The 25,767-nt window shown below is 70.0% G+C and carries 23 protein-coding genes; 12 read left to right on the plus strand and 11 right to left on the minus strand.

From position 1 onward, the window contains the following. The first annotated feature begins 5 nt into the window (after positions 1-5). From AB0N59_RS14430 to AB0N59_RS14445, 4 genes are read left to right on the plus strand one after another with little or no spacing between them, the layout of a single operon-like run. Complete coding sequence (locus AB0N59_RS14430) at positions 6-404, plus strand: cytidine deaminase (RefSeq protein WP_363484765.1); 399 nt, start codon at positions 6-8, stop codon at positions 402-404. Then, positions 401-1,735 (plus strand): thymidine phosphorylase, encoded by a 1,335-nt coding sequence (locus tag AB0N59_RS14435; RefSeq protein ID WP_363484768.1) that lies wholly within the window; start codon positions 401-403, stop codon positions 1,733-1,735. Before AB0N59_RS14430 ends, AB0N59_RS14435 begins: the two co-directional genes overlap by 4 nt. Positions 1,736-1,751: 16 nt before the next feature. Continuing rightward, positions 1,752-2,837, plus strand: coding sequence for an adenosine deaminase (locus AB0N59_RS14440; protein WP_363484771.1), 1,086 nt, complete (start codon positions 1,752-1,754; stop codon positions 2,835-2,837). A gap of 7 nt (positions 2,838-2,844) precedes the next feature. Then, entirely contained in the window at positions 2,845-3,690 is an 846-nt protein-coding gene (locus tag AB0N59_RS14445; protein WP_363484774.1) for a PfkB family carbohydrate kinase, read from the plus strand. Between the two features lie 2 nt (positions 3,691-3,692). Here the strand turns inward: AB0N59_RS14445 and AB0N59_RS14450 are convergent, their stop codons facing one another. Genes AB0N59_RS14450 through AB0N59_RS14465 form a run of 4 tightly spaced genes read right to left on the minus strand, consistent with a single transcriptional unit; the run spans position 3,693 to position 7,731 of the window. Next, on the minus strand, positions 3,693-4,376 hold the full coding sequence (locus AB0N59_RS14450; protein WP_363484777.1) for an alpha/beta hydrolase: 684 nt from the start codon (positions 4,374-4,376) through the stop codon (positions 3,693-3,695). Beyond that, a complete protein-coding gene (locus AB0N59_RS14455) occupies positions 4,280-5,227 on the minus strand; it encodes a sulfite exporter TauE/SafE family protein (protein ID WP_363484780.1) in 948 nt (315 codons plus the stop codon). The genes AB0N59_RS14450 and AB0N59_RS14455 overlap by 97 nt, the downstream gene beginning before the upstream one ends. Further along, the gene (locus AB0N59_RS14460) at positions 5,228-6,901 is read right to left on the minus strand and encodes a phospho-sugar mutase (protein ID WP_363484782.1); all 1,674 of its coding nucleotides are present in this window, start codon (positions 6,899-6,901) and stop codon (positions 5,228-5,230) included. Next, the gene (locus AB0N59_RS14465; RefSeq protein ID WP_363484785.1) at positions 6,898-7,731 is read right to left on the minus strand and encodes a purine-nucleoside phosphorylase; all 834 of its coding nucleotides are present in this window, start codon (positions 7,729-7,731) and stop codon (positions 6,898-6,900) included. The genes AB0N59_RS14460 and AB0N59_RS14465 overlap by 4 nt, the downstream gene beginning before the upstream one ends. 48 nt (positions 7,732-7,779) lie before the next feature. On the opposite strand from AB0N59_RS14465, the gene AB0N59_RS14470 reads away from it, so the two are divergent. Next, complete coding sequence (locus tag AB0N59_RS14470) at positions 7,780-9,228, plus strand: NAD(P)H-quinone dehydrogenase (protein WP_363484788.1); 1,449 nt, start codon at positions 7,780-7,782, stop codon at positions 9,226-9,228. A 68-nt stretch (positions 9,229-9,296) separates the two neighbouring features. Here the strand turns inward: AB0N59_RS14470 and AB0N59_RS14475 are convergent, their stop codons facing one another. Together AB0N59_RS14475 and AB0N59_RS14480 are read right to left on the minus strand one after the other, a co-directional pair. Beyond that, the gene (locus AB0N59_RS14475; RefSeq protein ID WP_363484791.1) at positions 9,297-11,066 is read right to left on the minus strand and encodes a biotin carboxylase N-terminal domain-containing protein; all 1,770 of its coding nucleotides are present in this window, start codon (positions 11,064-11,066) and stop codon (positions 9,297-9,299) included. 67 nt (positions 11,067-11,133) lie between these two features. Then, entirely contained in the window at positions 11,134-11,781 is a 648-nt protein-coding gene (locus tag AB0N59_RS14480; RefSeq protein ID WP_363484794.1) for a Maf family protein, read from the minus strand. A 50-nt stretch (positions 11,782-11,831) separates the two neighbouring features. Here AB0N59_RS14480 and AB0N59_RS14485 point away from each other — a divergent pair, with 50 nt between their 5' ends. From AB0N59_RS14485 to AB0N59_RS14500, 4 genes are all read left to right on the plus strand, one after another. Next, positions 11,832-13,031, plus strand: a complete 1,200-nt coding sequence (locus AB0N59_RS14485; protein WP_363484797.1) for a TRAM domain-containing protein — start codon at positions 11,832-11,834, stop codon at positions 13,029-13,031. Between the two features lie 68 nt (positions 13,032-13,099). Beyond that, complete coding sequence (locus AB0N59_RS14490; protein ID WP_363484800.1) at positions 13,100-13,762, plus strand: response regulator transcription factor; 663 nt, start codon at positions 13,100-13,102, stop codon at positions 13,760-13,762. After that, positions 13,752-14,990, plus strand: coding sequence for an ATP-binding protein (locus AB0N59_RS14495; RefSeq protein WP_363484803.1), 1,239 nt, complete (start codon positions 13,752-13,754; stop codon positions 14,988-14,990). Before AB0N59_RS14490 ends, AB0N59_RS14495 begins: the two co-directional genes overlap by 11 nt. Then, positions 14,987-15,985, plus strand: a complete 999-nt coding sequence (locus AB0N59_RS14500; protein WP_363484806.1) for a hypothetical protein — start codon at positions 14,987-14,989, stop codon at positions 15,983-15,985. Before AB0N59_RS14495 ends, AB0N59_RS14500 begins: the two co-directional genes overlap by 4 nt. Positions 15,986-16,270: 285 nt before the next feature. On the opposite strand, the gene AB0N59_RS14505 is transcribed toward AB0N59_RS14500, so the two are convergent. Then, a complete protein-coding gene (locus AB0N59_RS14505; protein ID WP_363484809.1) occupies positions 16,271-16,489 on the minus strand; it encodes an acyl-CoA carboxylase subunit epsilon in 219 nt (72 codons plus the stop codon). Continuing rightward, positions 16,486-18,084, minus strand: a complete 1,599-nt coding sequence (locus AB0N59_RS14510) for an acyl-CoA carboxylase subunit beta (protein WP_363484812.1) — start codon at positions 18,082-18,084, stop codon at positions 16,486-16,488. The genes AB0N59_RS14505 and AB0N59_RS14510 overlap by 4 nt, the downstream gene beginning before the upstream one ends. Positions 18,085-18,414: 330 nt before the next feature. Between AB0N59_RS14510 and AB0N59_RS14515 the strand changes: the two genes are divergently transcribed. Next, positions 18,415-19,650 (plus strand): hypothetical protein, encoded by a 1,236-nt coding sequence (locus AB0N59_RS14515; RefSeq protein ID WP_363484815.1) that lies wholly within the window; start codon positions 18,415-18,417, stop codon positions 19,648-19,650. 40 nt (positions 19,651-19,690) lie between these two features. Here the strand turns inward: AB0N59_RS14515 and AB0N59_RS14520 are convergent, their stop codons facing one another. From AB0N59_RS14520 to AB0N59_RS14530, 3 genes are all read right to left on the minus strand, one after another. Beyond that, positions 19,691-19,996, minus strand: a complete 306-nt coding sequence (locus tag AB0N59_RS14520; RefSeq protein WP_363484818.1) for a hypothetical protein — start codon at positions 19,994-19,996, stop codon at positions 19,691-19,693. Between the two features lie 77 nt (positions 19,997-20,073). Beyond that, positions 20,074-20,982 (minus strand): hypothetical protein, encoded by a 909-nt coding sequence (locus AB0N59_RS14525; RefSeq protein ID WP_363484821.1) that lies wholly within the window; start codon positions 20,980-20,982, stop codon positions 20,074-20,076. 95 nt (positions 20,983-21,077) lie between these two features. Beyond that, a complete protein-coding gene (locus AB0N59_RS14530) occupies positions 21,078-21,770 on the minus strand; it encodes an NTP transferase domain-containing protein (protein ID WP_363484824.1) in 693 nt (230 codons plus the stop codon). 246 nt (positions 21,771-22,016) lie between these two features. On the opposite strand from AB0N59_RS14530, the gene AB0N59_RS14535 reads away from it, so the two are divergent. Both AB0N59_RS14535 and AB0N59_RS14540 read left to right on the plus strand, forming a co-directional pair. After that, entirely contained in the window at positions 22,017-24,161 is a 2,145-nt protein-coding gene (locus tag AB0N59_RS14535) for an ATP-binding cassette domain-containing protein (protein ID WP_363484827.1), read from the plus strand. Beyond that, positions 24,137-25,702 carry a hypothetical protein gene (locus tag AB0N59_RS14540; protein WP_363484830.1) on the plus strand — a complete coding sequence of 522 codons (1,566 nt, stop codon included), beginning with the start codon at positions 24,137-24,139 and terminating at the stop codon, positions 25,700-25,702. Before AB0N59_RS14535 ends, AB0N59_RS14540 begins: the two co-directional genes overlap by 25 nt. Positions 25,703-25,767 lie beyond the last annotated feature (65 nt).

Genomic DNA, 25,767 nt, shown 5'->3' on the forward strand with positions numbered 1-25,767 from the left:
AAGACGTGACCGACATCGATTGGGACGAGCTGAGACAGGTCGCCACCGAGGCGATGCACAAGGCGTACGCCCCGTACTCGCGCTACAAGGTGGGAGCGGCGGCGCTCGTCGACGACGGACGACTCGTCTCCGGCTGCAACGTCGAGAACGCCTCGTACGGCGTCGGACTCTGCGCCGAGTGCGCTCTCGTCGGCGATCTGCACATGTCGGGCGGCGGCCGGCTCGTCGCGTTCGTGTGCGTGAACAACGAGGGGCAGACGATCATGCCGTGCGGCCGCTGCCGTCAGCTGCTGTTCGAGCACTCCAGCCCCGAGATGCTGCTCGAGACGGTCTCGGGCATCCGCACCATCGATGAGGTGCTGCCCGACGCCTTCGGCCCGCGCGATCTGGAGGATGTCCGATGAGCACGCAGGAACCGCTCGCGCCGAGTGAGCGCCAGGCAGTCGAGGCCTTCGACGCGATCGACGTCATCCGCGCGAAGCGCGACGGCGGGACCGTGCCCGAGAGCGCACTGCGCTGGATGGTCGACGCCTACACGCGCGGGTACGTCTCCGACGCGCAGATGGCATCGTTCGCGATGGCGGTGTTCCAGCGCGGCATGCAGCGCGACGAGATCCGCGTTCTGACCGACGCCATGATCGCGTCGGGGGAGCGGATGAGCTTCGCCACCCTGGGCAAGAAGACCGTCGACAAGCACTCGACCGGTGGTGTCGGCGACAAGATCACGCTTCCGCTGGCACCGCTCGTCGCCGTGTTCGGGGTCGCGGTGCCTCAGCTCTCTGGGCGCGGTCTTGGTCACACCGGCGGCACGCTCGACAAGCTCGAGTCGATCCCCGGATGGCGCGCGGCGCTCAGCAACGACGAGATGTTCGCGCAGATGCAGAGCGACGTGGGCGCGGTGATCTGCGCCGCCGGATCGGGCCTCGCCCCGGCCGACAAGAAGCTCTATGCGCTGCGCGATGTGACCGGCACGGTCGAGGCGATCCCGCTGATCGCGTCGAGCATCATGTCGAAGAAGATCGCCGAGGGCACCGACGCGCTCGTGCTCGACGTCAAGTTCGGCAACGGCGCGTTCATGCAGGACATCGACCGCGCCCGTGAGCTCGCTCGCACGATGGTCGAGCTGGGCACCGACTCCGGAGTCGCGACCACCGCGCTGCTCACCGACATGAACGTCCCGCTCGGTCTCGCGATCGGCAACGCCAATGAGGTGCGCGAGTCGGTCGAGATCCTCGCCGGCGGCGGCCCCGCCGACGTGCGCGAGCTGACGATCGCTCTCGCTCGCGAGATGCTCTCCCTGGCTGGTCAGCCGGATGCCGATGTCGAGGCCGCTCTCGACGACGGCCGCGCGATGGACAGCTGGAAGGCGATGATCCGCGCGCAGGACGGCGATCCGGATGCCGCGCTTCCGACCCCACGCGAGACGCACGTCGTCACCGCCGACCGCGACGGCGTCGTGACCCGGATGGACGCTCTGCCGTTCGGCATCGCGGCCTGGCGTCTCGGCGCCGGTCGTGCGCGCGCCGAGGATCCGGTGATCTTCGCCGCCGGCATCGACCTCGCCGTCAAGCCGGGCGAGCGGGTCACCGCCGGTCAGCCCCTGTTCACGCTGTCGGCAGACGACGACGCCCGGTTCGCCCGCGCGCTCGACGCCCTCGAGGGCGCATACGAGATCGGCGACCCCTCGGCGGCGCCGACCGCTCAGCCCATCGTGCGCGAGCGCATCACTGCCTGAATCCCGGAGGATCACCATGAAGATCGACGAACTGCGCGCTCTGCCGAAGATCTCGCTGCACGACCACCTCGACGGCGGCGTGCGCCCCGCGACGATCCTCGAGCTCGCCGACGCGGCGGGGATCGAGGCCCCGGCGCAGGATGCCAAGGGCCTCAGCCGCTGGTTCGCGAAGCAGAGCGACGCGGGCTCCCTCGTCGAGTACCTGAAGACGTTCGACCTCGTCACCTCTGTGATGCAGACCGAAGCGGCCCTGACCCGGGTCGCGCGCGAGTTCGTCGCCGACCTCGCCGCAGACGGCGTGATCTACGGCGAGATGCGCTGGGCGCCCGAGCAGCATCTCGCCGGCGGCGTCAGCCTCGACGACGCGGTGCGCGCCGTGCAGCGCGGCATCGAGCAGGGTGAGGACGAGGCGGATGCCGCCGGCCACAGCATCCGGGTCGGGCAGATCCTCTCGGCGATGCGTCAGAACGAGCGCGTTCGCGACATCGCCGAGCTCGCCGTCCGGCACCGCGAGGCGGGCGTGGTCGGCTTCGACACGGCGGGCCCCGAGGACGGCTTCCCCGCATCGCAGCACCGCGAGGCGTTCGACTACCTCGCCGGCGAGTTCATGCCCGTCACCGTGCACGCGGGCGAGGCGGCCGGACCGGCATCCATCCGCTCGGCCCTGATCGACGGGCGTGCGCTGCGTCTGGGCCACGGAGTGCGGATCGCCGAGGACCTGCAGGTGATCGAGCGCGAGGGCGACGAGGTGCAGGTGCAGTTCGGTGATCTGGCGCGCTGGGTGCGCGATCGTGAGATCCCGCTCGAGCTCTCGCCGTCGTCGAACCTGCAGACCGGGGCGATCGCGCAGTGGGGCGACGAGCTCGCCGACCACCCGTTCGACCTGCTCTATCAGCTGGGCTTCTCGGTCACCGTGAACGTCGACAACCGCACGATGAGCGGCACCTCGCTCACCCGTGAGCTGTCGCTGCTCGTCGACGCGTTCGGCTACGACCTCGACGACCTCGAGGCATTCCAGTTCAACGCCGCCTCGGCCGCCTTCCTGCCGGTCGAGGAACGCGAAGAGCTCGTCGAGATGGTGGCCGAGGGCTTCGAGCGCTGAGCCGCAGATGAGCTCGGTCTTCATCGCGGGCCCCGCGGCGTGGAACACGCTCGTCGTGCTCGACAGGCTTCCCGAGCCGGTGCCGCACATGCAGTTCGCCGAGGACTCGTGGGAGACCGTCGGCGGCACGAGCGCGGGTAAGGCACTGAGCCTCACCGCCCTGGGGCGCGAGGTCCTGCTGTACGCGACGAGCGCGGAGGACGCTCCCGGTATGCGGGTGCGCGCGGCGCTGGCGGATGCCGGGGTCCCCACCCTCTGGGCCGACGGAGAGGTCACCGAGCGGCACCTCAACCTGATGACGCGAGGCGGCGAGCGGGTGTCGCTCTACCTCGCGTCGCCGCCGCCGGCCGATGGTGCGGACGACGCGGCGATCGAGGCGGCCATGCGGGCCGCTGACGCGCTCGTGCTCGATCTCGCCGCCGAGCCTCTGCGGCTTCTGCCGCTCGCGCAGCGCACGGGCCGTCCCATCTGGGTCGATGTGCACGACTACGACGGCGAGGCGGAGTTCCACAGACCGTTCCTCGCTGTCGCCGACGCGGTGTTCTGCAATGCCGATCGGCTCGGCGACCCGCTCGCCTTCCTGCGGTCGCGGGTGGCGGCGGGCGCATCGCTGGCGGTGTGCACGCTCGGCGCCGATGGTGCGGTGGCCATCGACTCCGACGGCGAGGAGCATCGCGTCCGTGCGGTGCCGGTCGATGTCGTCGACACGAACGGCGCGGGCGACGCCTTTCTGGCGGGCGTGCTCGACGCGCGCCTGTCGGGTGCGACGGTTCCGCAGGCGCTGTCGGCGGGTGCCCGCTCAGCATCCGCCGTGCTGGCCTCCCGGAATCTGCACCCGCTGCTCGACGCCTGACGTCAATCGAGTCCGGCCGCGAGGGCCCCGACCGACTCGGTGATCTGCGCGCGCACATCGTCGTCCGGAATCGTCGGAGTGCCGTCGCCGGCCTGCGGGCCGTAGGCTCCGAAGGATGCGTGCGACGCGCCGTCGATCTCGATGAGCTCGGCGCTCTCGGGCAGCAGGTGCCTGGCATCCGCGATCTTCTGCGGCGTCGACAAGCCGTCTTCACTGCCCGACAGGCTCAGCACGGGCAGCGCCGACGCCGACAGGTCGTTCGCACAGTACGAGGCGAAGAGAGCCAGCGCATCGGCATCCGGGGCCAGCTGGCAGGCGCGCACTCCGCCCAGGGAATGCCCGCCCACGATCCAGGTGCCGATCTCGGGTGCGGCCGACGTGAAGGCGTCCAGCCCTCGCGGGTCGAAGAAGGCGAGGTTCAGCCACGGCCGCGTGATGACCACGGTGATGCCGTCGTCTGCGGCGAGACCCTGAAGCGTCGAGATGTAGCCCTCGGGCTGCACCTTCGCGCCGGGGACGAACACCAGGCCGACCTCCGAGTCGCCGTCGGCGGGGGAGATCACGACGCCTTCCGGCGTCTGCTCGATCGTCACCGCGGAGTTCTTCTCCGCTTCTGCGAGCGGGCCCGGCTCGGCGCCCATGACGCCGACCTGGCTCCACACGATGGTGCCGACGACGAGAAGCACGACGAGGGCCCCCAGAGACCACACGACGCGGAGGAGTATGCGCTTCGAGCGCGTGCGGGCCATGGATAGAGACTATCGTCGTGCGACGCCGTGGCAGGGTGCCGCCCCAGAGGCACGCCGATGAGTGGATTCAGGCGAGCAGAGACGCGGTCGCACGCGCGAGCATGACGAGCGTGCCGGCCCACGCGCACAGCAGCATGACCCGGCGGGCGAGCGCGAGCGGCACCCGTCGTGCGATCAGCCCGCCGAAGCAGGATGCCACCGGCCGTGCACGCTCCCAGCACCGACAGCTCGGGCGGCGGTGACCCCGGAAGCCCGCGCAGAGCGACCGACACCAGTCCGTAGCCGAGGAAGACCACCTGAGCGCTCGCCGCGAACCGGCGCTGCGGCCAGTCGTCGCCCAGGGCGAAGGATGCCAGTGCCGGCCCCGACAGACCGCTCGACGCATGCATGAACCCGGCCAGCGCGCCGGCACCGATCGCACCGGGTCGACCGCGAACATGCCGGGCGATCGCGCCCAGCCGCTGCACACTGAGCGCGAGCACGCCCATCGCCCCGATGAGGAGCAGAAGCGCCGTCTCAGGAAGGACGGCGGCCGTGAGCGCGCCGATGGGCGCGGCGGCGAGTCCGGCGCCGAGCAGCCACAGTGTGCGCGGCCAGTCGACGTCGCGCCACGCGCCCGGCACCGCGAAGAGCGAGGCGATCACCGCGAGGAACACGGCGACCGTCACGCCCTCCACGGGGCCGTACACGAGTACGACAGGCCCGATGAGCACCAGCACGAACGCCAGCCCCGTGACGCGCTGGATCACCGCCGCGACGACGGTCGCGGCGGCGACGACGACCAGCACTCAGCGACGCTCGGAGAGCAGATCCCGCACGGCGGACTCGAGCTCGGCGACGGCGGCCGCCGCTGCCGCCGGGCTGTCGCCGCGAGCGTCGATGTACACCTTGAGCTTGGGCTCGGTGCCGCTCGGGCGGACGATCACCCGCGATCCGTCGTCGAGCCGGTAGCGCAGCACATCGCCGGCCGGCACACCCGCGTCGCCGGCGGCGAGGTCTTCGGCGGATGCGACGGCCCGAGTGCCGAACGACGCCGGCGGCTGCGATCGCAGGGAAGACATCGTTCCGGCGATCAGCGAGAGGTCATCGACACGCACCGACACCTGGCCGCTCGCGAAGTGCCCGATCTCGGAGCCCAGCTCGTCGAGCAGGCCGGCGATGCTGCTCTCGCGCACCCTGGCCTCGGCGGCGAGTCCGAGCAGTGCGACCGCGGCCGAGATGCCGTCCTTGTCGCGCACCGTGCCCGGGTTCACGAGATAGCCGAGCGCTTCTTCGAAGCCGAACACCATGCCGGGCGCACGCGAGATCCACTTGAATCCCGTCAGCGTCTCGTGGAAGCCGAGCCCGTACCGCTCGGCGACGGCCCCGAGACCGGGCGACGAGACCAGCGAGCAGGCGAGGGATGCGCCCTCTTGCCCCTGGGCCGCACGAGCAGCGCGCCACCCGAGAAGCAGACCGACCTCGTTGCCGGTGAGGCGGCGCCAGCCGCCGTCAGCGGAGGCATCCGGAATCGCGACCGCGAGACGATCGGCATCGGGATCGTTCGCGATGATGAACTCCGCGTCGGCCTCACGCGCTCGGGCGAAGGCGAGATCCATCGCGCCCGGCTCCTCGGGGTTCGGGAACGAGACGGTGCGGAACGTCGGGTCGGGATCGCGCTGCGCGTCGACCATGCGCGGCGCCGGATACCCGGCCGCCTTCACGACGCGCGAGAAGGTCTCCCAGCCCACGCCGTGCATGGCCGTGTACACCCAGCGCATCTCCTGCACGCCGAATGGCGCTGGTGCCACGGCGGCGGTTGCGGCGATGTACGCCTCGACGACGTCCTCGCCGGCCACCTCATAGGCATCCGAACGGGGAAGCAGCCCGACGTCTCCGGCGTCGGCGACGCGCTGGATGTGGGCGGCGATCTCGGCATCAGCGGGTGCGACGATCTGGGATCCCTCGTCTGCGCCGCCGAGGTACACCTTGTAGCCGTTGTCGTTCGGCGGGTTGTGGCTCGCGGTGACCATGACTCCGGCATCCGCCTGCAGATGCCGCACAGCGAAAGCGAGCACGGGAGTCGGCAGCAGCCGGGGCAGCAGGACGGCGCGCAGACCCGCGCCGGCGAAGATCTCGGCGGAGTCGAGGGCGAAGCGGCGCGAGTTGCGGCGTCCGTCGTAGCCGATCACCACGGTCGGGCGTGGCCCGGTGCCCGAGCCTCGCTGCAGCAGATAGCCCGCGAAACCGGCCGCAGCCTGCGTCACGAGCACCCGGTTCATGCGGTTGCTGCCGGCGCCGAGCTCACCGCGCAGGCCGGCTGTGCCGAAGGCGAGGCGGCTGCCGAAACGGTCGTCGAGATCCGCTGCGGCGGCGGGGTCGCCGCTCGCGGCGCGGGTGATGATGCCGGCGAGCTCGTCGCGCGTCTCAGCATCCGGATCCTGTCGCAGCCAGGCGCGCGCCTGGGAGAGGCGCTCGTTCACAGCGCCTCGATCACCCGGGCGAGCAGCGCCGAGATCACCGGCTCCGCCTCACGGCCCGCCTCGATGACCTCGTCGTGGCTCAGCGGGGTCTTCTGGATGCCCGCGGCCAGGTTCGTGATGAGTGAGAAGCCCAGGATCTCCATGCCGGCCTGGCGGGCCGCGATGGCTTCGAGGGCGGTCGACATGCCGACGATGTGGCCGCCGATCGCCTTCGCCATCTGCACCTCGGCCGGGGTCTCGTAGTGCGGACCGCGGAACTGGGTGTACACGCCCTCGTCGAGGGTGGGGTCGACCGTTCGCGCGATCTCACGCAGGCGGGTCGAGTACAGGTCGGTCAGATCGATGAACGTCGCGCCCTCGAGCGGCGAGTCCGCGGTGAGGTTGATGTGATCGCTGATCAGCACCGGCTGGCCCGGCTTCCACGTCTCGCGGATGCCGCCTGCGCCGTTGGTGAGCACCATGATCCTGGCGCCGGTGGCCGCGGCGGTGCGCACTGAGTGCACGACGCGGCGCACGCCGTGGTCTTCGTAGTAGTGGGTGCGCGCGCCGATCACGAGCACGTTCTTCCCATTCGGGGTGCGGATGCTGCGCAGTGTGCCGACGTGGCCCTCGAGAGCGGGCTTCGAGAACCCGGTCACCTCGGTCGCGGGGACCGTGGCGACGGTCTCGCCGATCAGCTCAGCGGCCTTGCCCCAGCCGGAGCCGAGGGTCAGGGCGATGTCGTGGTGGTCGACCCCGGTGAGGCGCGCGATGTCGGCGGCCGCATCGGCTGCGACGGCGAAGGGATCCGCCGTCGGGTCGTCCAGTGGGTTCAGGGTGGTGTCACGCATGAGTCCACTCTAGGAAGGTGGCAGGGCGGGTGCCAGGATTGCGGAAGAATGGAGTTCATGTCTCAGACTTCCTTCGCGAACAGGCAGTGCGTCGCCGTCCTCGGCGGCGGCCCCGGCGGATATGAGGCGGCGCTCGCCGCCGCCCAGCTGGGAGCGGATGTGACGCTCGTCGAGCGCGTCGGGGTGGGCGGCTCGGCCGTGCTCACCGACGTCGTGCCGTCGAAGAGCCTCATCGCGACCGCCGACGCAGCGGTCGCCATCGCCGGGGCGAGCGACCTCGGCGTGCAGTTCTACGCACGCGGCGCGAACGACAAGCCGCTCAAGCCCGAGATCGCGATCAACCTCGCCGCCGTCAACAAGCGTCTGCTGGCCCTCGCCGGCCAGCAGTCGGAGGACATGCGCGCCACCCTGCTCGAGGCCGGCGTGCGCATCATCTCCGGCCACGGCCGCCTCGAGGGTCCGAACGCGATCGTCGTGGCCACCGGGCCCGGCGGCACCGACTTCGACCGCGTCGAGGCCGACACGGTGGTCGTCTCGGTGGGCGCGTCGCCGCGCGAGCTGCCTTCGGCGAAGCCGGACGGAGAGCGGATCCTGACGTGGACGCAGCTGTACGACATGAAGGCGCTGCCCGAGCACCTCATCGTCGTGGGCTCGGGCGTCACCGGTGCGGAGTTCGCGTCGGCGTACATGAACCTCGGCGCGAAGGTCACTCTCGTGTCGAGCCGCGACCAGGTGCTTCCCGGCGAGGATCAGGACGCCGCGAAGGTGCTCGAGAAGGTCTTCACCCGAGGCGGCATGCAGGTGCTCTCGAAGGCGCGTGCCGAGAGCGTCGAGCGCACCGACGACGGCGTTCTCGTCACCCTGGCCGACGGGCGCACGGTCGAGGGCAGCCACTGCCTGATGGCGGTCGGATCGATCCCGAACACCGCCGGGATCGGTCTCGAGGAGGCCGGCATCGAGCTGACCGAATCCGGTCACGTGCGCGTCAACCGTGTCGCACGCACCTCCGTGCCCAACGTCTACGCCGTCGGCGACTGCACGAACTTCTTCCCGCTGGCATCCGTCGCGTCGATGCAGGGCCGCACGGCCGTCTTCCACGCCCTCGGCGACATCGTGATCCCGCTCGAGCAGCGCAAGATCACCGCGAACATCTTCACGGCTCCCGAGATCGCGACGGTCGGCTTCTCGGAGCAGGACATCGAGAACGGCGAGGCCGACGGCATCGCGCACAAGCTGCCGCTCGCCGCCAACCCGCGTGCGAAGATGCTCGGCATCAAGGACGGGTTCGTGAAGGTCATCGCGCGCCGAGGGTCGGGAACCGTCATCGGAGGCGTGATCGTCGCGCCTCGGGCATCCGAGCTCATCTACCCGCTCGCCATCGCGGTCGAGCGGCGCATGACGGTCGACCAGGTCGCCCGGGTCTTCGCGGCCTACCCGTCGCTCACCACGAGCATCACCGACGCGAGCCGGGCCATGCACGCGGTCAGCGCGGTCTGACTCCGCACCACCAGACGCAGAAGGCGCGTCCCCGATCGGGGACGCGCCTTCTGCGTCTGGTGGTCAGGTCAGCTGATCGTGAGCAGCTGGTGCCCCGCCGACACGGTCGCACCGGGCGTGGCGTCGATGTTCCCGACCACGCCGTCCTTGTGCGCCTGCAGCGGCTGCTCCATCTTCATGGCCTCGAGCACGATCACGAGATCGCCCTTGACGACCTGCTGGCCCTCTTCGACGGCCAGCTTGACCACGGTGGCCTGCATGGGCGACTTGACGGCGTCACCCGAGGCGCCCGCGTTCGCGGTGGCGGTGTGGCTGCGACGCGACGGCGGCACGGCCGCCGGACGACCTGCGGTGCCGGCGACGGGAGCGGCGACGCGGTCGGGCAGACTCACCTCGAGGCGCTTGCCCGCCACCTCGACGACGACCGTGTGGCGGCCCGGCGCTGCGGCAGGGTCTTCCAGCTCGCCGTCCCACGCGGGGATGTCGTTGACGAACTCGGTCTCGATCCAGCGCGTGTACACGCCGAACTCGCCGTCGGCCGCGACGAAGGCCGGGTCGTTGACGACCTTGCGGTGGAAGGGCAGCACGGTGGGCATGCCGGAGACCTCGAACTCGTCGAGGGCGCGACGCGAGCGCTCGAGCGCCTCGGCGCGGTCGCGACCGGTGACGATGATCTTCGCCAGCAGCGAATCGAAGGCGCCCGAGACGGCGTCGCCGGCGGTGACGCCGGAGTCGAGGCGGATGCCGGGGCCGCCGAACGTCTTGAAGACGTTGATCGGGCCGGGCTGGGGGAGGAACCCGCGGCCCGGATCCTCGCCGTTGATGCGGAACTCGATCGAGTGGCCCTGCGGGGCCGGGTCGTCGTAGTCGATGGTGCCGCCGGCGGCGATGCGGAACTGCTCGCGCACCAGGTCGATGCCGGTGACCTCTTCCGAGACCGGGTGCTCGACCTGCAGGCGGGTGTTGACCTCGAGGAACGACACGGTGCCGTCGGCGCCGATGAGGAACTCGCACGTTCCCGCGCCGACGTAGCCGACCTCCTTGAGGATGGCCTTCGACGCCGAGTACAGCAGCTCGTTCTGCTCATCGGTCAGGAAGGGCGCCGGCGCCTCTTCGACGAGCTTCTGATGACGACGCTGCAGCGAGCAGTCGCGGGTGGAGATCACGACGACGTTGCCTGCGGAGTCGGCCAGGCACTGGGTCTCGACGTGGCGCGGCTTGTCGAGGTACTTCTCGACGAAGCACTCGCCACGGCCGAAGGCGGCGACCGCCTCGCGGGTGGCCGATTCGAACAGCTCCGCGACCTCGTCGAGCTCGCGCGCGACCTTCAGGCCGCGGCCTCCGCCGCCGTAGGCCGCCTTGATGGCGATCGGCAGTCCGTGCTCCTTCGCGAACGCGATGACCTCGTCGGCGCCGTCGACCGGCCCTGGCGTGCCGGGGGCGAGAGGTGCACCGACCTTCTCGGCGACGTGACGGGCGGTGACCTTGTCGCCGAGTGCCTCGATGGCCTCGGGCGACGGACCGATCCAGGTCATTCCCGCACCGATCACGGCCCGGGCGAAGTCGGCGTTCTCGGCGAGAAAGCCGTAGCCGGGGTGCACGGCGTCGGCACCGGCACGGCGTGCGACCGAGAGGATCTTGTCGATCTGCAGGTAGGTCGTCGCGCTGGTCGACCCGTCGAGGCTGTACGCCTCGTCGGCGAGACGCGCGTGCATTGCGTCGCGATCCTGGTCGGCGTACACGGCGACAGAGGAGATTCCGGAGTCCCGGGCGGCGCGGATGATGCGTACGGCGATCTCGCCGCGGTTCGCGATGAGCACCTTGGCGATATCAGGCATGGGCTTCAGCCTAGCGAGGTCGACGCCGATCTTTTTGACGACTCTCCACAAGAAATGCGCGAATCCGTTAGGCAGCCGACCACAAATCAGTCCAGACCACGCCGAGCTCCCTGGCCAGGTGTCGCAGAGTCGACAGCGACATGCCCACCACGGTCGACGGGTCGCCCTCGACGCGGGCGATGAACGCGCCACCCAGGCTGTCGACCGTGAAGGCGCCGGCAACGTGCAGCGGTTCGCCGCTGCCGATGTACGCCTTGAGCTCGGCATCGGTGACGTCGTCGGCGAAGGTGACCGACGCCTCGGCCACGGCTGTCGCCTCGACCGGCTCGGCCCCCGGCGAGACGCGGAACACGGAGTGTCCCGAGTGCAGGATCCCGGTGGCGCCTCGCATCTGCTGCCAGCGCTCACGGGCGGCCTCCGGCGTGTACGGCTTGCCGTGCACCTGCCCTCCGATCGCGAACATCGAGTCGCCCCCGATGACGATGCCGTCGAAGCCGGGATGCTCGTCATGGATGCGATGCGCGACCTCGGCCGCCTTGGCCCTGGCGAGCAGCAGCACGAGCTCGTCGGGAGGGAGGGCGGCGCCGCGCTCGGCGCTCGCCGCGGCGGCCACGGCGTCTTCGTCCACCGCGGGGGAGAGGGTGAGCGGTTCGATACCGGCCTGCCGCAGCAGCATCAGACGAGCGGGAGAGGTGGATGCCAGGCACACGCGCATGAGTCAACGCTAGCCCGTGGCGTGGCGGCGCCGTGTGGGATCCTGGAGGGATGACCTCTTCAGCGCGCACGCTCGACCTCGACATCACCGGTATCGCGCACGGCGGCACCTTCATCGCACGGCATGAGGGGCGCGTCGTGTTCGTGCCCGATGCCATCCCCGGCGAGCGCGTGCGCGCGGAGGTGACCGAGGGCGATGACGGCAAGCGATTCTGGCGAGCCGAGACGCTCGAGGTGCTCGAGGCGTCGCCGCACCGACGCGACCACGTGTGGGCAGAGGCCGGCATCTCGCGGTCGCCCGCGGATCGCGTCGGCGGCGCCGACCTCGGACACATCGCGCTGGATCACCAGCGCGTGCTCAAACAGCAGGTGCTGCAGGAGGCGCTCGACAAGTTCACGGGCCCTGGGCTCGCCGCTCCCTCGGTGGAACCGGTCGATCAGGGTGACGGCACCGGCTGGCGCACCCGCGTGTCGCTGCACGTCGACGCCGACGGACGCGTCGGCCCGTACGCCGCGCGCAGTCACCGCGTGATCGACGTCGCCACGCTGCCGCTGGCGCGTCCTGCCGTGGAGGCCGCGGCGCTCGGCCTGCGTTCGCAGAAGCCGGGCCGCGTCGACATCGTCGAACCGGCCGATGGCAGGGCCCGCGTCCTGCCGCGCCCGGAGGGAGCGCGGCGTGGTCGACCCGAGGTCGTGTTCGAGCAGGTCGGCGGCCGCCGTTTCCAGCTCGACGCCGGGGGATTCTGGCAGGTGCACCCGCGCGCCGCCGAGACGCTGCACGATGCGGTCGGTCAGGCGCTCGCCGGTCGGGTCGATCCGGATGCCACCCACTTCGACCTCTACGGCGGAGTCGGCCTGTTCGCCTCGACGCTCGCCGAACAGGGAGCCACCGACATCGTCACGGTCGAGTCCGACCGCCGCGCGACCGAGCACGCGAGTGCGAATCTGGCCGACGTCGATGTGCACGCCGTCACCGCCCGCGTCGACCGGTTCCTGACAGGCATCCCCGACGGCACCCGCGCCGGCGCCCTCGTGCTCGACCCGCCCCGCGCCGGAGCGGGCAGAGGCGTCGTCGAATCGATCCACGCACTCGATCCCGAGGCCGTCGTCTATGTCGCCTGCGATCCGGTCGCGCTCGCCCGTGACCTCGGCACGTTCCGCGAGCTGGGGTGGGATGTCGCATCGCTGCGCGCATTCGATCTGTTCCCCCATTCGCACCACTTCGAGGCCGTCGCCCTGCTCTCCCGCTGAGGCGTCGTGCCACGTCGGCATCGGACCGATATACCGGGAGACCCCGTCGTACTGGGTAGGCTGGCGGGATGAGCACCGTCGCCCTCATCGACGACCACGAGTCCGTACGTCTCGGCCTGGAGGCCGCGTGCATGCGCGACGGGGAGCAGCGCGTCGTCTTCTCAGGCGGAACGGTCAAGGAGTACCTGACCTGGCGCGCCTCTTCCGCCGAGCCGCCTGTCGACGTGGTCGTGCTCGACCTCACACTCGGCGACGGAACGACCGTGACCGAGAACGTGGCCACTCTCGTCGCCGATGGCGCGAGCGTCGTGATCCACAGCGTCGCCGACCGCCCCGCCTCCGTTCGCGAGGCGCTCGCCGCAGGAGCGGCCGGCGTCGTCAGCAAGTCCTCCGCCCTCGACGACGTGCTCGACGCGATCCGCACGGTCGCGCGCGGCGAGGCTCTGAACAACGTCGAGTGGGCGAGCGCCGTCGACGGCGACCGGGAGTTCGCCGACGCGCAGCTGTCGAGCCGTGAGCGCGAGGTGCTGCGGCTCTATGCCGCCGGGCTGCCGCTGAAGGCGGTCGCCGAGCGGCTCGGGGTGGCCTACTCCACCGCGAAGGAGAACATCACGCGCATCCGGGTGAAGTACGTCGAGGTCGGGCGTCCGGCGCCCACCAAGGTGGATCTCCTGCGTCGCGCCATGGAGGACGGCATCGTCGCTCCGGACGGTGTTCCCAGTGGCGGCTGACGACCGCACCCTGAAGGAGGCGTGGAGCAGCATCCCGTCACAGGGCGAGGTCGGCATCGGGCTCGAGCGCTTCACCGGTCAGCGCATGGAGCGGATCCTCTCGACGGTCGGCGCCATCGGATCGGCCGCCCTCGGAGCACAGGCGCTGACGGCGGCGGTGACCCGGCTCGACCAGGCCGACGCCGCTCGCCTCGGAATGATGGCGCTGGTCTTCGTGCCCCTGCTGTGGATGATCGTCGCGTGCCTGATCGGCAAGGGGGTCAAGCCGGCCGCCGGCACCTTCACGGTCGCCTATGCCGTCGCGCTCGCACTCTGGCCCGTCGTGGTCGACCGCACGGTTCGCGAGCCGGCGGACCAGCCGTGGATCTTCTTCCTCGTGAACATCGGGGTGGTTGCGGCGATGCTCGCCTTCAGGCCGAGTGTGCAGCTGATCTGGGCGCTCACGCTGCCGATCCTCTACGGATGGGTTCGGCTGGTGCAGGGGGGTTTCGAGCAGAGCTGGTGGATCAGCACGGGATTCGACGTGACGTTCACCATCATCCTCGGTTCGGTGATCATCTCACTGGCGTGGATGTTCCGTCAGGTGGCGGCCGGCGTCGACGAGGCTCGGGCGCAGGCGGTCGAGGGCTACGCGTCCGCGGCTGCGGCGTCGGCGGCCGAGGAGGAGCGCGTGGCGATGTCCGCCCTCATGCATGACAGTGTGCTCGCCGCGCTGATCGCCGCCGAGCGCGCCGGAGGAGAGCGCGAGCGGGCGCTCGCCGTCGCGATGGCCCGAGAGGCGCTCACCCGCCTCGCGAACACTGAGGCGTCGATCGCACAGGAGGGCAGCGACGCCCCCGTCTCGCGGGCGCAGATCGTCGCGGAACTGCGGCGCACCCTGTCGGAGCAGGGCGTCGACGCCGTGGTCGAAGAGCGCGGGTCGGCCGAGGCGGAGGTGCCGGGCAAAGTCGCACGGGCGATCGTGCTGGCCGCACGTCAGGCGATCGGAAACGCCCTCACCCACGCGGGTGGCAGAGGCCTGCACATCCTGGCCGAATCGCCCTCGGCGGATCGGCTCAGCATCACCGTGATCGACAGTGGGCCTGGTTTCGACCCGGATGCCATCGGCGAGGACCGTCTGGGCATCCGCGCGTCGATCATCGCCCGCATGGCAGCCGTCGCCGGAGCCTCTCGAATCGACTCGGATGCCGAGGGCACGACGGTCGTCCTCTCCTGGGAGCCGTCATGAGACGTTCGGTCCGCAGCATCACGACCGCGCTCGCCCTCGGGTTCGCGCTGTACTTCGCCGCGCGGGGGATCTGGTGGACGGTGCAGCCCGATGCCCCGCTTCTGATCGTCGCCGCGATCGCGTTCTATCTCGCGTCCGTGCTCACGGCCGTGCTCGGCGCCCCTCGAGAGGTGCGGATGCCGGTGGGCTCCGCTGTGCTCGCTCTCGCGAGCAGTGCGATCGTGCCGGTGCTGGTCAGTCTCGCTCTGGAGCCGTCGCTTCGCGGCGCCGGGTTCGCGACCTGGTACATCGGCGCCACGGGCCTTCTCGCTGTCGTCTGCATCGTGCGCAGGCGCCCGCTCGTCGGGTGGGCGATGCTGGTGACCCTCATCGTCGCGGCGTGTGCGTTCATGGGCATCGGTTCGGCCTTTACCCTCGGGCTGGTCGGCTCGATCACGTGGGTGGTGGTCGCGCAGCTGCTGGTGTTCTTCTGGGATCGCGCGGTGCGCGACACCGAACGGCTCGCAGACGTCCAGCGCGCCGTGTCGGCCTGGCACGCGACGCAGCTCGTTCGCCAGCGCGAGCGCCGGGTGCGGGCGCAGCGCGCGCTGGCGGTCGCTGGTCCGGTGCTCAGCCGCACGATCGCGGTGCGCGGACAGCTCTCGGAAGACGAGCGACTGCAGGCAAGGCTGGCCGAGGGGACTCTGCGTGACGAGCTGAGGGGCGGCGACCTGATGAGCGAAGCCGTGCGCGAGGCGATCACCGACGCGCGTCGGGCGGGCGCCACCGTGACGGTGTTCGACGAAGGCGGGCTCGAGGGGATCGATGAGGAGCGGCTCGACGAGATCCGCGCCGAGCTGGCAGGGGTGCTGGCGCGCGCGCGCTCGAACCGCCTCATCATCCGCGCCGGACGCGACGAGACGAACGCCGTGACGGTCGTCGGGCGCACGGCGGGCGGTGCCACCGACGATGACGCGGTCGAGCTCTGGCACGAGATCCGTCGCGTGGCCGAATGACGCCGAGGCGCCGGCACGTGCGACACGCATGAGAAAGGCGAGGGGCGGCATGTGTGCCAGCCCCTCGCCATGTGCGGAACAGCTACCCGAAAACTGTCCGCTGGTGGGCGGTGCTGCGTCTGCCTACCCTGGGGACAGAGCAGCCGCCTAACGCGAAGCGTCCCTATCAGTGTCGCGCCGGCGCAAGCTATCTGTCTGTAGGTATTTCGGGGGACACGCTTTTGTGCTAGTCGACGTTCCGACTTCAGGCATCAACGACGGACGTCGCCGCGGTGAGCGATGCTGTCAGCCGGAGTAGCGGCCCCAGGGGATGTCGCGACGCAGCGGCCGGCGCATCGCTCTCTGCGTGCGCTGCCACGCCGAGACGTGCGGCACATCGGCGACGGCTTCGGCGGACTCGTGCGAGTACGCCTCGGCGACGACCGCGATGAGAGCGGCGAGCTCTTCCTCGGTCGGGTTGCCGCGCACGATCTCCATGCGCGGGGTGTCATCGGCCTCGGTCACAGCGGGATGTTCCCGTGCTTCTTGGGCGGCAGCTCGGCGCGCTTTCCGCGCAGCGCGCGAAGTGCCTTCGCGATGGCGACGCGAGTGGCCGAGGGCTCGATGATGCCGTCGATCTCACCCCGCTCGGCGGCGAGGAACGGGCTGGTGACGCCGTAGGTGTACTCGGCGGCGAGTCGGCTGCGCACGGCGGCGACGTCTTCACCGGCCTCCTCGGCCTTCTTGATCTCTCCGCGGTAGAGGATGTTGACGGCACCCTGGCCGCCCATCACGGCGATCTCGGCGGTGGGCCACGCGAGGTTGATGTCGGCGCCGAGCTGCTTCGAGCCCATGACGATGTACGCGCCGCCGTACGCCTTGCGCAGGATCACGGTGACCATCGGCACGGTGGCCTCGGCGTAGGCGTAGATCAGCTTCGCGCCGCGGCGGATGACGCCGGTCCACTCCTGGTCGGTGCCGGGCAGGTAGCCGGGAACGTCGACGAGGGTGACGATCGGGATCGAGAACGAGTCGCAGAAGCGCACGAATCGGCTGGCCTTCTCGCCCGCTTCGATGTTCAGCGTGCCGGCCATCTGCGAGGGCTGGTTGGCGATGATGCCCACAGAGCGTCCCTCGACACGGCCGAAGCCGATCACGATGTTCGGTGCGAACAGCGGCTGCACCTCGAGGAACTCCCCGCCGTCGACGACGTGCTCGATCACCGTGTGGATGTCGTAGGGCTGGTTGGGGGAGTCCGGGATGATCTTGTTCAGCACGTGATCGGCATCCGTCGTCTCCCACTCGAAGTGCGAGTCGTAGGCGGGGATCTCGGCCATGTTGTTGTCGGGCAGGTAGCTGAGCAGGGTGCGCGCGTAGTCGAGCGCGTCGTCCTCGTCCTCGGCCAGGTAGTGGGCGACACCCGAACGGGTGTTGTGCGTGAGGGCGCCGCCGAGCTCCTCCATGCCGACGTCCTCGCCCGTGACGGTCTTGATGACGTCGGGGCCGGTGACGAACATCTGGCTGGTCTTGTCGACCATGATGACGAAGTCGGTGAGAGCGGGTCCGTAGACGGCGCCGCCGGCTGCCGGACCCATGATGATCGAGATCTGCGGGATGACGCCCGACGAGCGGGTGTTGTGCCGGAAGATCTCGCCGTACTTGCTGAGCGCGAGCACGCCCTCCTGGATGCGGGCTCCGCCCGAGTCGAGGATGCCGATGATCGGCATCCCGTTCTGCAGGGCGAACTGCATGATCTTGATGATCTTGTCGCCGGCCACCTCGCCCAGGGAGCCGCCGAAGGTGGTGAAGTCCTGCGAGTACACCGCGACAGTGCGACCGTGGATCGTCGCGACGCCCGTGACGACCGAGTCGCCGTAGGGGCGGTTGCGGTCCATGCCGAACGCGGTGGTGCGGTGGCGCACGTACTCGTCGAACTCGACGAAGCTGCCGTTGTCGACCAGCAGCTCGATGCGCTCGCGAGCGGTCATCTTGCCCTTGGCGTGCTGCTTCTGCTGGGCGATCTTCTCGGGCTCGACGACTGCATCGTTGAAGCGGTCGCGAAGGTTCGCGATCCTGGCGGCCGTGGTCGAGAGGTCTGGCTTGTCGGTCACGGATTCCACACTAGCGCCGGGGTCGGCTCTGCTGTTGGATGCTCGCCACAACGGAATCGGAGATCCTTTGGGTGGGAGTGCTCACGGCCGGTCATCGCGGCGTCGGCGCAGGGTGACTCGCCTCTGCTGTTCCTCTGCCCCCGCGAAAGGTGTCAGCACCTGCCGGACCGCTCCGCCCCTCAGGTCACCCTGATCCGCGGGATTGCAAGGGCCCACCCGAGCAGGCAGGCGGCGCTGACGTCGGCGAAAGGTGATGGGTCTTCGGGCGCGACAGCTGTGCGGGATCCGGTAGCTAGGCTCACCGAGATGCGACCATACTCCGCCGCCAAGAGGCTGGCCATGGGTGCTGTCGGCGTCATCCTCATCCCTCTTGCCGGGTTCTTCCTTCCCTCGGACAGTCAGGAGATGGCGTACTTCTCCCTGGGGCTGCTCGGCGTCTGCTGGGGCCTGATCGCGCCGCTGCTGCTGTTGGGGGCGTTGATGGCGCTGACGACGGGGTTCCTCCGCGCGCGATCGGACGCCGGCCCCGGGCGGTCGCCGGCTCCGCTGATGGTGTGGGCTTGGAGCGGCGTCGCTGTGCTGCTGACGACTTTCTGCTACCCGCTCATAGCCGCGGACGTCGGCCTGTCCGCGGCGATCCTTCCGGGTGTCGCGGTGGCGTTTCTCCCGGTCGTGCTGACGCGCAGCAGGCGCCGAGGCGTTGTCGTGGCGCCAGGGAAGGCCCGACGTGGTGGACGAATGGCTGGAGCCCAGAGCGTCGTGGTTGCCGTCATCGTCATCGCGGCACCGTTGGCGATGCTGCACGCGAACAGCCTGCGCGAATATCGCTATGCCTACCTCGGGTTGCACGAGGCGAAGGCCAGCGTGGTCAACAGCCTGCTGGCCACCCCTGCGTATCGCGCGCTGGCCTGCCATCGACACGCGTCGACCGTCGTCGAGCTCGAGAGTGGCGAGCGCGTTCTCTCGAAGCTGCGGCCGCCGATACTGCCGCAGAGCACCATCGACGATGTGGCGTCGGCATTCGCCCGAGCGCGTATCGCAGCCGTCGATGACTACGAGCCATCGGCGTGTGAAGACGAGGCGCGGGAGTTTGCAGAGAGGCTGACTGCCCGGGGCGTTGCCGTGGCCGGTTACGACTGGGCCAGAGTCGACACAGCGCAGCTTCTCGAAGACGTCGGGACGCCGTACCAGGAGACCGGTGTGGTGAACGGCAGGCACTACCCGGACCGGCTCTCGGACTGGGAGGTGAACGTCTTCACGCTTGCCGGCACCGAGCGTGAGCGCGATCGTGCGTGGGCGCAGACCCGGGTGCACGCCGCCGAGCACGAAGCGGCGGAGCGGCTCTATGACAGCCAGCGCCTGATCGAGCTGCGTCAGAGTATCGAGGTCGCACTGCGTTCGGCACCGGAGGCTGCAGAAGAGATCCTCGAGATGGCAGAGACGACGGACGCGCAGTCGCAGGAGCTGCTGATCGACAGTGCACGTGCCGCCTACGGCTCGAATCCGGCGGAGGCGCTGACTCGTCTGGACGCCTACGTCACCGTCGCAGATGGGGTCGTGAACGAAGGCGACTGACGGGCCCGCACCTCCGTGGCCTGCAGCCTTGGGCCGACCCTCACACGACGAAACGCCACAGGTACTCCAGCCCGTCGAACTGCCGGAACCAGGCGACCGAGACCGCCACCTCGTCGGGGTCCGACGCACACAGGCACAGCTCGACCGTCTCGCCGGGCAGCACCTGCCCCCACAGGTCGACCACCTGCCTATGGTCGGCATCCTCGCGGAAGGCCCTCACGAAATCGACCGGCTCGCGGCCGGCGTTGAGCACGACAGGGTGGGCTCGGTCGCGTCGGACGATCACCCACGGCACGCAGTACGCGACGGGGGGAGCGGGTCGTTCCGGATCGTGGGGACGCTGCATCCCGTCACGATAGGAAGGAGCTCAGACCTCCCGGTGGCGGCTGTGACGACCCCACCTGATCCGTGCACAACCTGCGCTCACTCCGTGTCTGTGGAGGACGATGATCCCGGCGCCGAGGCAGACCGCTCCGCCGACGAGGACTCGACCTCACGCGGTGTGCGCCGCAGCTTCGATCCGATGAACCGGGCGCCCTTCAGCATCCGGGCTTCCAGCCTCTCGCTGCCCGGCGTCGGCTCGAGCTCGACCGGCAGCACTACAGGCGCGAGTCCGAACGCCCGTCGTGAGGTGGTGAGCACGCGCCGTCCGAGCATGTGGTTGCCGGCTCCTCCGACGACCGCGCCGACGCCGAACGGCAGCGCCTTGCCGAGGAACGAGGCGCCGCCGCGCTTGGCGAACTGGCGGATGAACTCCGATTTCAGCCGATCGACGATCGGTCCCATCGCCGCCTTCGGCAGCGACTTGGTCACCATCTCTCCCCAGTACGACGAGCGCGTGCCGCCCCTGCCGGTCGCCTGCTTGGCGAGCTGGGAGACGAGATCGACGCCCTCTTTGCCGAGCATCAGCGTCATCACGAGCGCGCGGGCGCGCTCGGGGTTGTCGATCGCGATGCCATGCACCTCGGCGACCGACTGCGCGAACAGCGCCGTCGACTCCATGAACCCGATCGTCTCGACCCCCGACAGCGCCAAGGTGATGCCCGTCCCGATGCCGGGAACGACGGCCGTCGCTCCGACCGCCGCGCCGCCCGCGGTGACTGCGGCGAGATAGCGCGCCTCGAGGATCCGCACGATCTGCTCAGGGGTCGCGTCGGGATGACGGCGGCGGATGCTGCGGATGTGCGCCACGACCAGCGGGCGCTGCACGTCCATCACCCGATCGAGGCTGCGCACGCTGAGCGGGTGCTCGCGAGAGCCCACCGGAGGGACGGGCTTGTCCCACGGCGAGTCCTCCGAGAGGGAGTGGATCTTGTGGACCTTCTCACGCATGCGCCGATCTTATGCAGGGCATCCGCGAGAATGCCGAAAGCCCCGCTCCCCTTGACAGGGGCGGGGCTCTCGTGACGCGTGTCAGTCGAAAGGGGTCACACGAACAGGTTCGCGCGCTCCAGGTCCTCTGCGAAGTCGACCTCGACCGCGTAGAGGTCGGAGACGTCCATCGGCTCGAGCAGCAGGCCGTCTTCGGCGATCGACAGTTCGAGACCGCGCTCGAAGTAGTCCTGGTCGTCGACGCGCTGCAGCTGGCGCATGAAGGCCTTCTTGTCGCGCGACGAGATGTAGTTGATGCCGACGGCCTCGCCGAGGCCGCCCTTGACGGTCTTCGAGAGCTCGTCGATGTACCCCTCGGCGGTGACCGTGTACTTCACCTCTTCGTCGCTCACCTTCGAGGTGTTGACGGTGACGAACGACTGGTCGCGCTCGATGTACTCGATGGCGCGGCCGAGGATGCGCGGGTCGAAGACCACGTCGCCGTTCATCCAGAGCACGCCGCCCTTGCCGGTGGCGCTCAGCGCGCGCAGCAGGCTCTTCGAGGTGTTGGTGACGTCGTAGCGCTCGTTGTGCACGTACTTCGCCGACGGGAAGGCCTCGATGATCGTCTCGGCGCGGTAGCCGACGACGGTCGTGATCCGGGCGTCGTCACCGAACGCCGCGCGGATGTTGTCGTGCTGCTGGCCCATGATCGTGCGGCCGTCGCTGAGCTCGGTGAGGGGCTTCGGCAGGGCGCGGCCCAGGCGCGAGCCCATGCCGGCTGCGAGGATGACGGTCTGAAGAGTCACGGAATCTCCTAAGAAAGAACTGTGTTCACTGTCGGTTCACCGACGGGACACCTCTTCGTGCCTCCGCAATGGTACCGATCGTGACTGAGAGACGTCGGGAGGTGGCGGTCCCGTTGCGCTTTCGTGACCGATTCCACACGTTACTCCCAGCGTCATGCGAGGGGGTTGCTTTCGCGATTTTCCTTGGGATGCCCTTCGGAGTCGGTGCCCCTGAGCGCTGTCAGGAGCGATTGATACCGTAGGGGAGTGACTGCCGCGCGTGACTCAGAGGATGCCCTAATCGACGACCCGCCCCGAATCGACGGCGAGCTTCGCGTCGAGGGCAGCCAGAGCACGCTCGTCGAACCCGCAGACACGCCCGCCGAGCAGAAGAAGCCTGCTCGTGCGCCGCGCAAGACGGCGGCATCGAGCGCAGCCAGGACCGCGGCGGTGAAGAAGGCCGCGGCGTCGACTGCGGCTGCGAAGACCGCTGCGGCGAAGAAGGCGGCAGAGGCGGATGCCGGCCGCGCGGCCGCGGTGAAGAAGGCGAGCACCAGCGCCGCAGCGGCGAGGTCGACCAGCCGGGCGACCGCCGCGCAGAGTGCCGCCGAGAAGGCAGCAGCCGCGAAGCGCAGCGAGGCCGCCAAGAAGGCCGCTGCGACGGTGCGGGCGAGGAAGGCGGCAGCGGCGAAGGCGGCGCTGGCGGAGACGACAGGGGGCGAGACCCCCGCTCCCGACGTCACCGGTTCCGAGACGACCTCGGGAGCCATGGGCGCTGGGGCCGACCGCGTGGCGGGCAAGTCCTCCGCAGCGAAGCCCGCCGCCGCGAAGTCCGCCGCCGCCAAGAAGACCACGGCGGCCAAGAAGACCACGGCGGCCAAGAAGACCACGGAAACCAAGAAGACCACGGCGGCCAAGAAGACCACGGCGGCCAAGAAGGCCCCCGGCGCCACGAAGAGCACCGGTGTCACGAAGAGCACCGGCGTCCAGCAGGGCACCGCCGCCACATCTGCGGCCGCCGAGAGCGCTGCCGCCGAGAGCACGACTGCCGCGCCCGCGGCGAAGGCGACGGCCGGGGCGTCGACAGCCACGAAGACGGCGCGCCCGAAGACGACGGCGGCGAAGCGCACGCCGGCGAAGCCGACAGCGAAGCGGGCACCCGGTGCGGCGTCCGACGCACCCGTCGGAGAGATCGCGCCGTCGATGCCGGAAGTGACCGCAGATGCGGCGATCGCTCTGGAGCCCGAGCCCGCGCGCAGACTGGTCGCAGCCTCGAACAGCGCGGATCTCGCGGAGGCCAGGCCTCCTCGCAGAGGCACTGCGGCATCCGCCACCATCGTCGACGACCCGGCGGCTGACGCGTCCGTCGCGCCCGCATCCGATTCGTCCGCACCGGACGCGAAGAAGCAGGAGGCGCCGACGCCCGACGCCTCCGCCGCCGGCGCCACGACAGACGACGCGTCAGGAACCACCGCCCTGGCCTCCGAGGCCGCAGACCTTGCCTCGACCGAGGCATCCGCAACGGACGTCCCTGCCGACGCCGCTCCGCGCGCGGAGACAGCAGACGAGATCGCTGTGACCCCCGGCGTCGATCTGCCCGCGCTCGACGCCGGTGCGATCGCAGCCGAGTCCGCCGACGGCCAGCCCGCGGCCCGAGAGGCGATCCGCATCCGCGGCCTGGTGAAGCGCTTCGGCGACACGAACGCCGTCGACCATGTCGATCTCACGGTGCCCGCGGGGTCGTTCTACGGTCTCGTCGGGCCGAACGGCGCGGGCAAGACAACGACGCTGTCGATCATCGCGGGACTGCTGCGCCCTGATGCGGGCACGGTGCACATCAGCGGCATCGACCAGCGCGAGAAGCCGCTCGAGGCCAAGCGCGTCATGGGAGTGCTTCCCGATCGCCTCCGCACGTTCGACCGGCTGACCGGACGCCAGCTTCTGCACTACTACGGTCAGCTGCGCGGCCTCGATCGCGCCGTCATCGAGAAGCGCACCGCCGACCTCGCGCGCGCGTTCGACCTCAGCGAGGCGCTCAGCCGAGTGGTGTCCGACTACTCGGCCGGCATGACCAAGAAGGTGATGCTCGCAGGCGCCCTGATCCACTCGCCGCGCGTCCTCGTGCTCGACGAGCCGTTCGAAGCGGTCGACCCGGTGTCGTCGGGGGTGATCCTCGACATCCTCCGCTCGTACGTGTCGCACGGCGGCACGGTGATCCTGTCGAGCCACGGCATGGATCTCGTCGAGCGCGTGTGCTCGCGCGTGGCGGTGATCGTCGGCGGCGAGGTGCTCGCCGAGGGCACCATCGACGACGTGCGCGCGGGACAGACGCTCACGGAGCGGTTCATCGAGCTCTCGGGCACCGGCGGAGAAGTGGAGGGCCTCGAGTGGCTGCACACGTTCTCCGACTGAGGCTGGCGCTGCTGGTCGGCGCGCTGCGGGGAGAGCACGGTGTGCGCGCCGCCATCGCTCTGGCCGCATCCATCGCCGCCACAGTCGCCGTCTGCATCGCCATCCTCGGGCTCGGCCAGGCTCCGCTGCCCACCGCCGAGACAGTCATGGTCCTCGGCGCCGCGGCGCTGATGCTCGCCTTCTTCGTGGGTCCGATGCTGACCGGCACTCCCGACCAGCTCGACCCGCGGCGCTTCTGGCCGTTCGGGCTCGACGAGCGTCGCCTCGGCTGGACGCTCGTGCTGGCTTCGCTGATCAGCGTGCCCAGCCTCGCGCTGATCGCCGTGACGGCGTGCGTCGTGGTCGTCGCGGTGCAGGCCGGAGTGGCGTGGGGTGCAGCTGTGCTGTTCGGCGCGATCGGCGTCATCTCCATCGCGCTTGCCGCCCGCATAGGCATGGCGATCAGCGCGATCCTGCTGCCCGAGCGCCGTTCCCGGGAGCTGACCGTGCTGTTCACCCTCCCGGTGATCGTCATCGCGTTCCCCGTCGCCGCCTACTTCGCGTCGCTGCGGTGGGACGGACAGGTCCCCTCTGCCGTGCACACCGCGACGAGCATCGTCGGGTTCTCGCCGCTCGCCGCGCCTCAGGCGTTCCTGTTCCACGTCGCAGCCGGCGAGGCGGCGGCGGCCTGGGTGAGCGGACTGGTCGCGCTGGCGACCATCGGCGGGATGCTGCTGATCTGGAATCTTCTCGTGCGTCGCCTGCTCACCGCGTCAGAGCGGCCGTACGCGACCCGTGAGCGCTCGGGTCTCGGGTGGTTCGGCTCGCTGCCCGCCAACGCCTTCGGCGCCATCGCTGCTCGCAGCCTCGTCTACTGGCTGCGTGACCGCCGCTACATCGTGAACCTGCTGGTGGTCCCCATCGCCGGTGTGCTGACCGTGTTCCCGCTGCTCGTCGCCGGGGTGCCGCTGTGGATCGCGGCGCTGGTGCCGGTGCCGCTCATGGCGCTGTTCTTCGGCTGGCTGCCGCACAACGACGTCGCCTACGACTCCACCGCACTCTGGATGCACATCGCCAGCGGCGTGCGCGGGCTGCCCGATCGCTTCGGCAGGCTGGTGCCCGTGCTGCTCGTGGCACTGCCCGTGCTCGCGATCGGCATCTCGGTCACCCTCGCCGTGATCGCGGACTGGCATCTCATGCTGCCGCTCATCGGGGTCACGGCCGCGCTGCTGCTGACCGGTCTCGGCATCTCGAGCGTCGCCTCGGTGGTCGCCCCCTACGCCGTCTCGCGCCCGGGTGACAGCCCGTTCCAGCAGCCGCAGCGCTCGTCATCGCACGGATCGTACGGAGCCGCCCTGACGTTCATCGGCGCTCTGCTGGCCAGTGCTCCGACGATCTGGCTGTTCGCGCTGACGCTCATCGAGGGCGAGCAGCACGCGATGTCGACGTTCTGGGTCGGCGTGCTCTCCGGCGTGGGAGTGCTCTTCGGCGGCGCGGCGATCGGGGCGGCGATCTTCGAGCGCAGCGGCGAGCGGTTGATGGAGTTCGTCGAGACGACCTGACCCGCCTGTGCGTGCGCCGTCTCGGGAACCGGGCCCCGACGCGCGAGGCGGCGGATAGAATCGCG

It is taken from the genome of Microbacterium sp. NPDC089321 (assembly GCF_040684935.1).
In the GTDB taxonomy this organism is placed as follows: domain Bacteria; phylum Actinomycetota; class Actinomycetes; order Actinomycetales; family Microbacteriaceae; genus Microbacterium.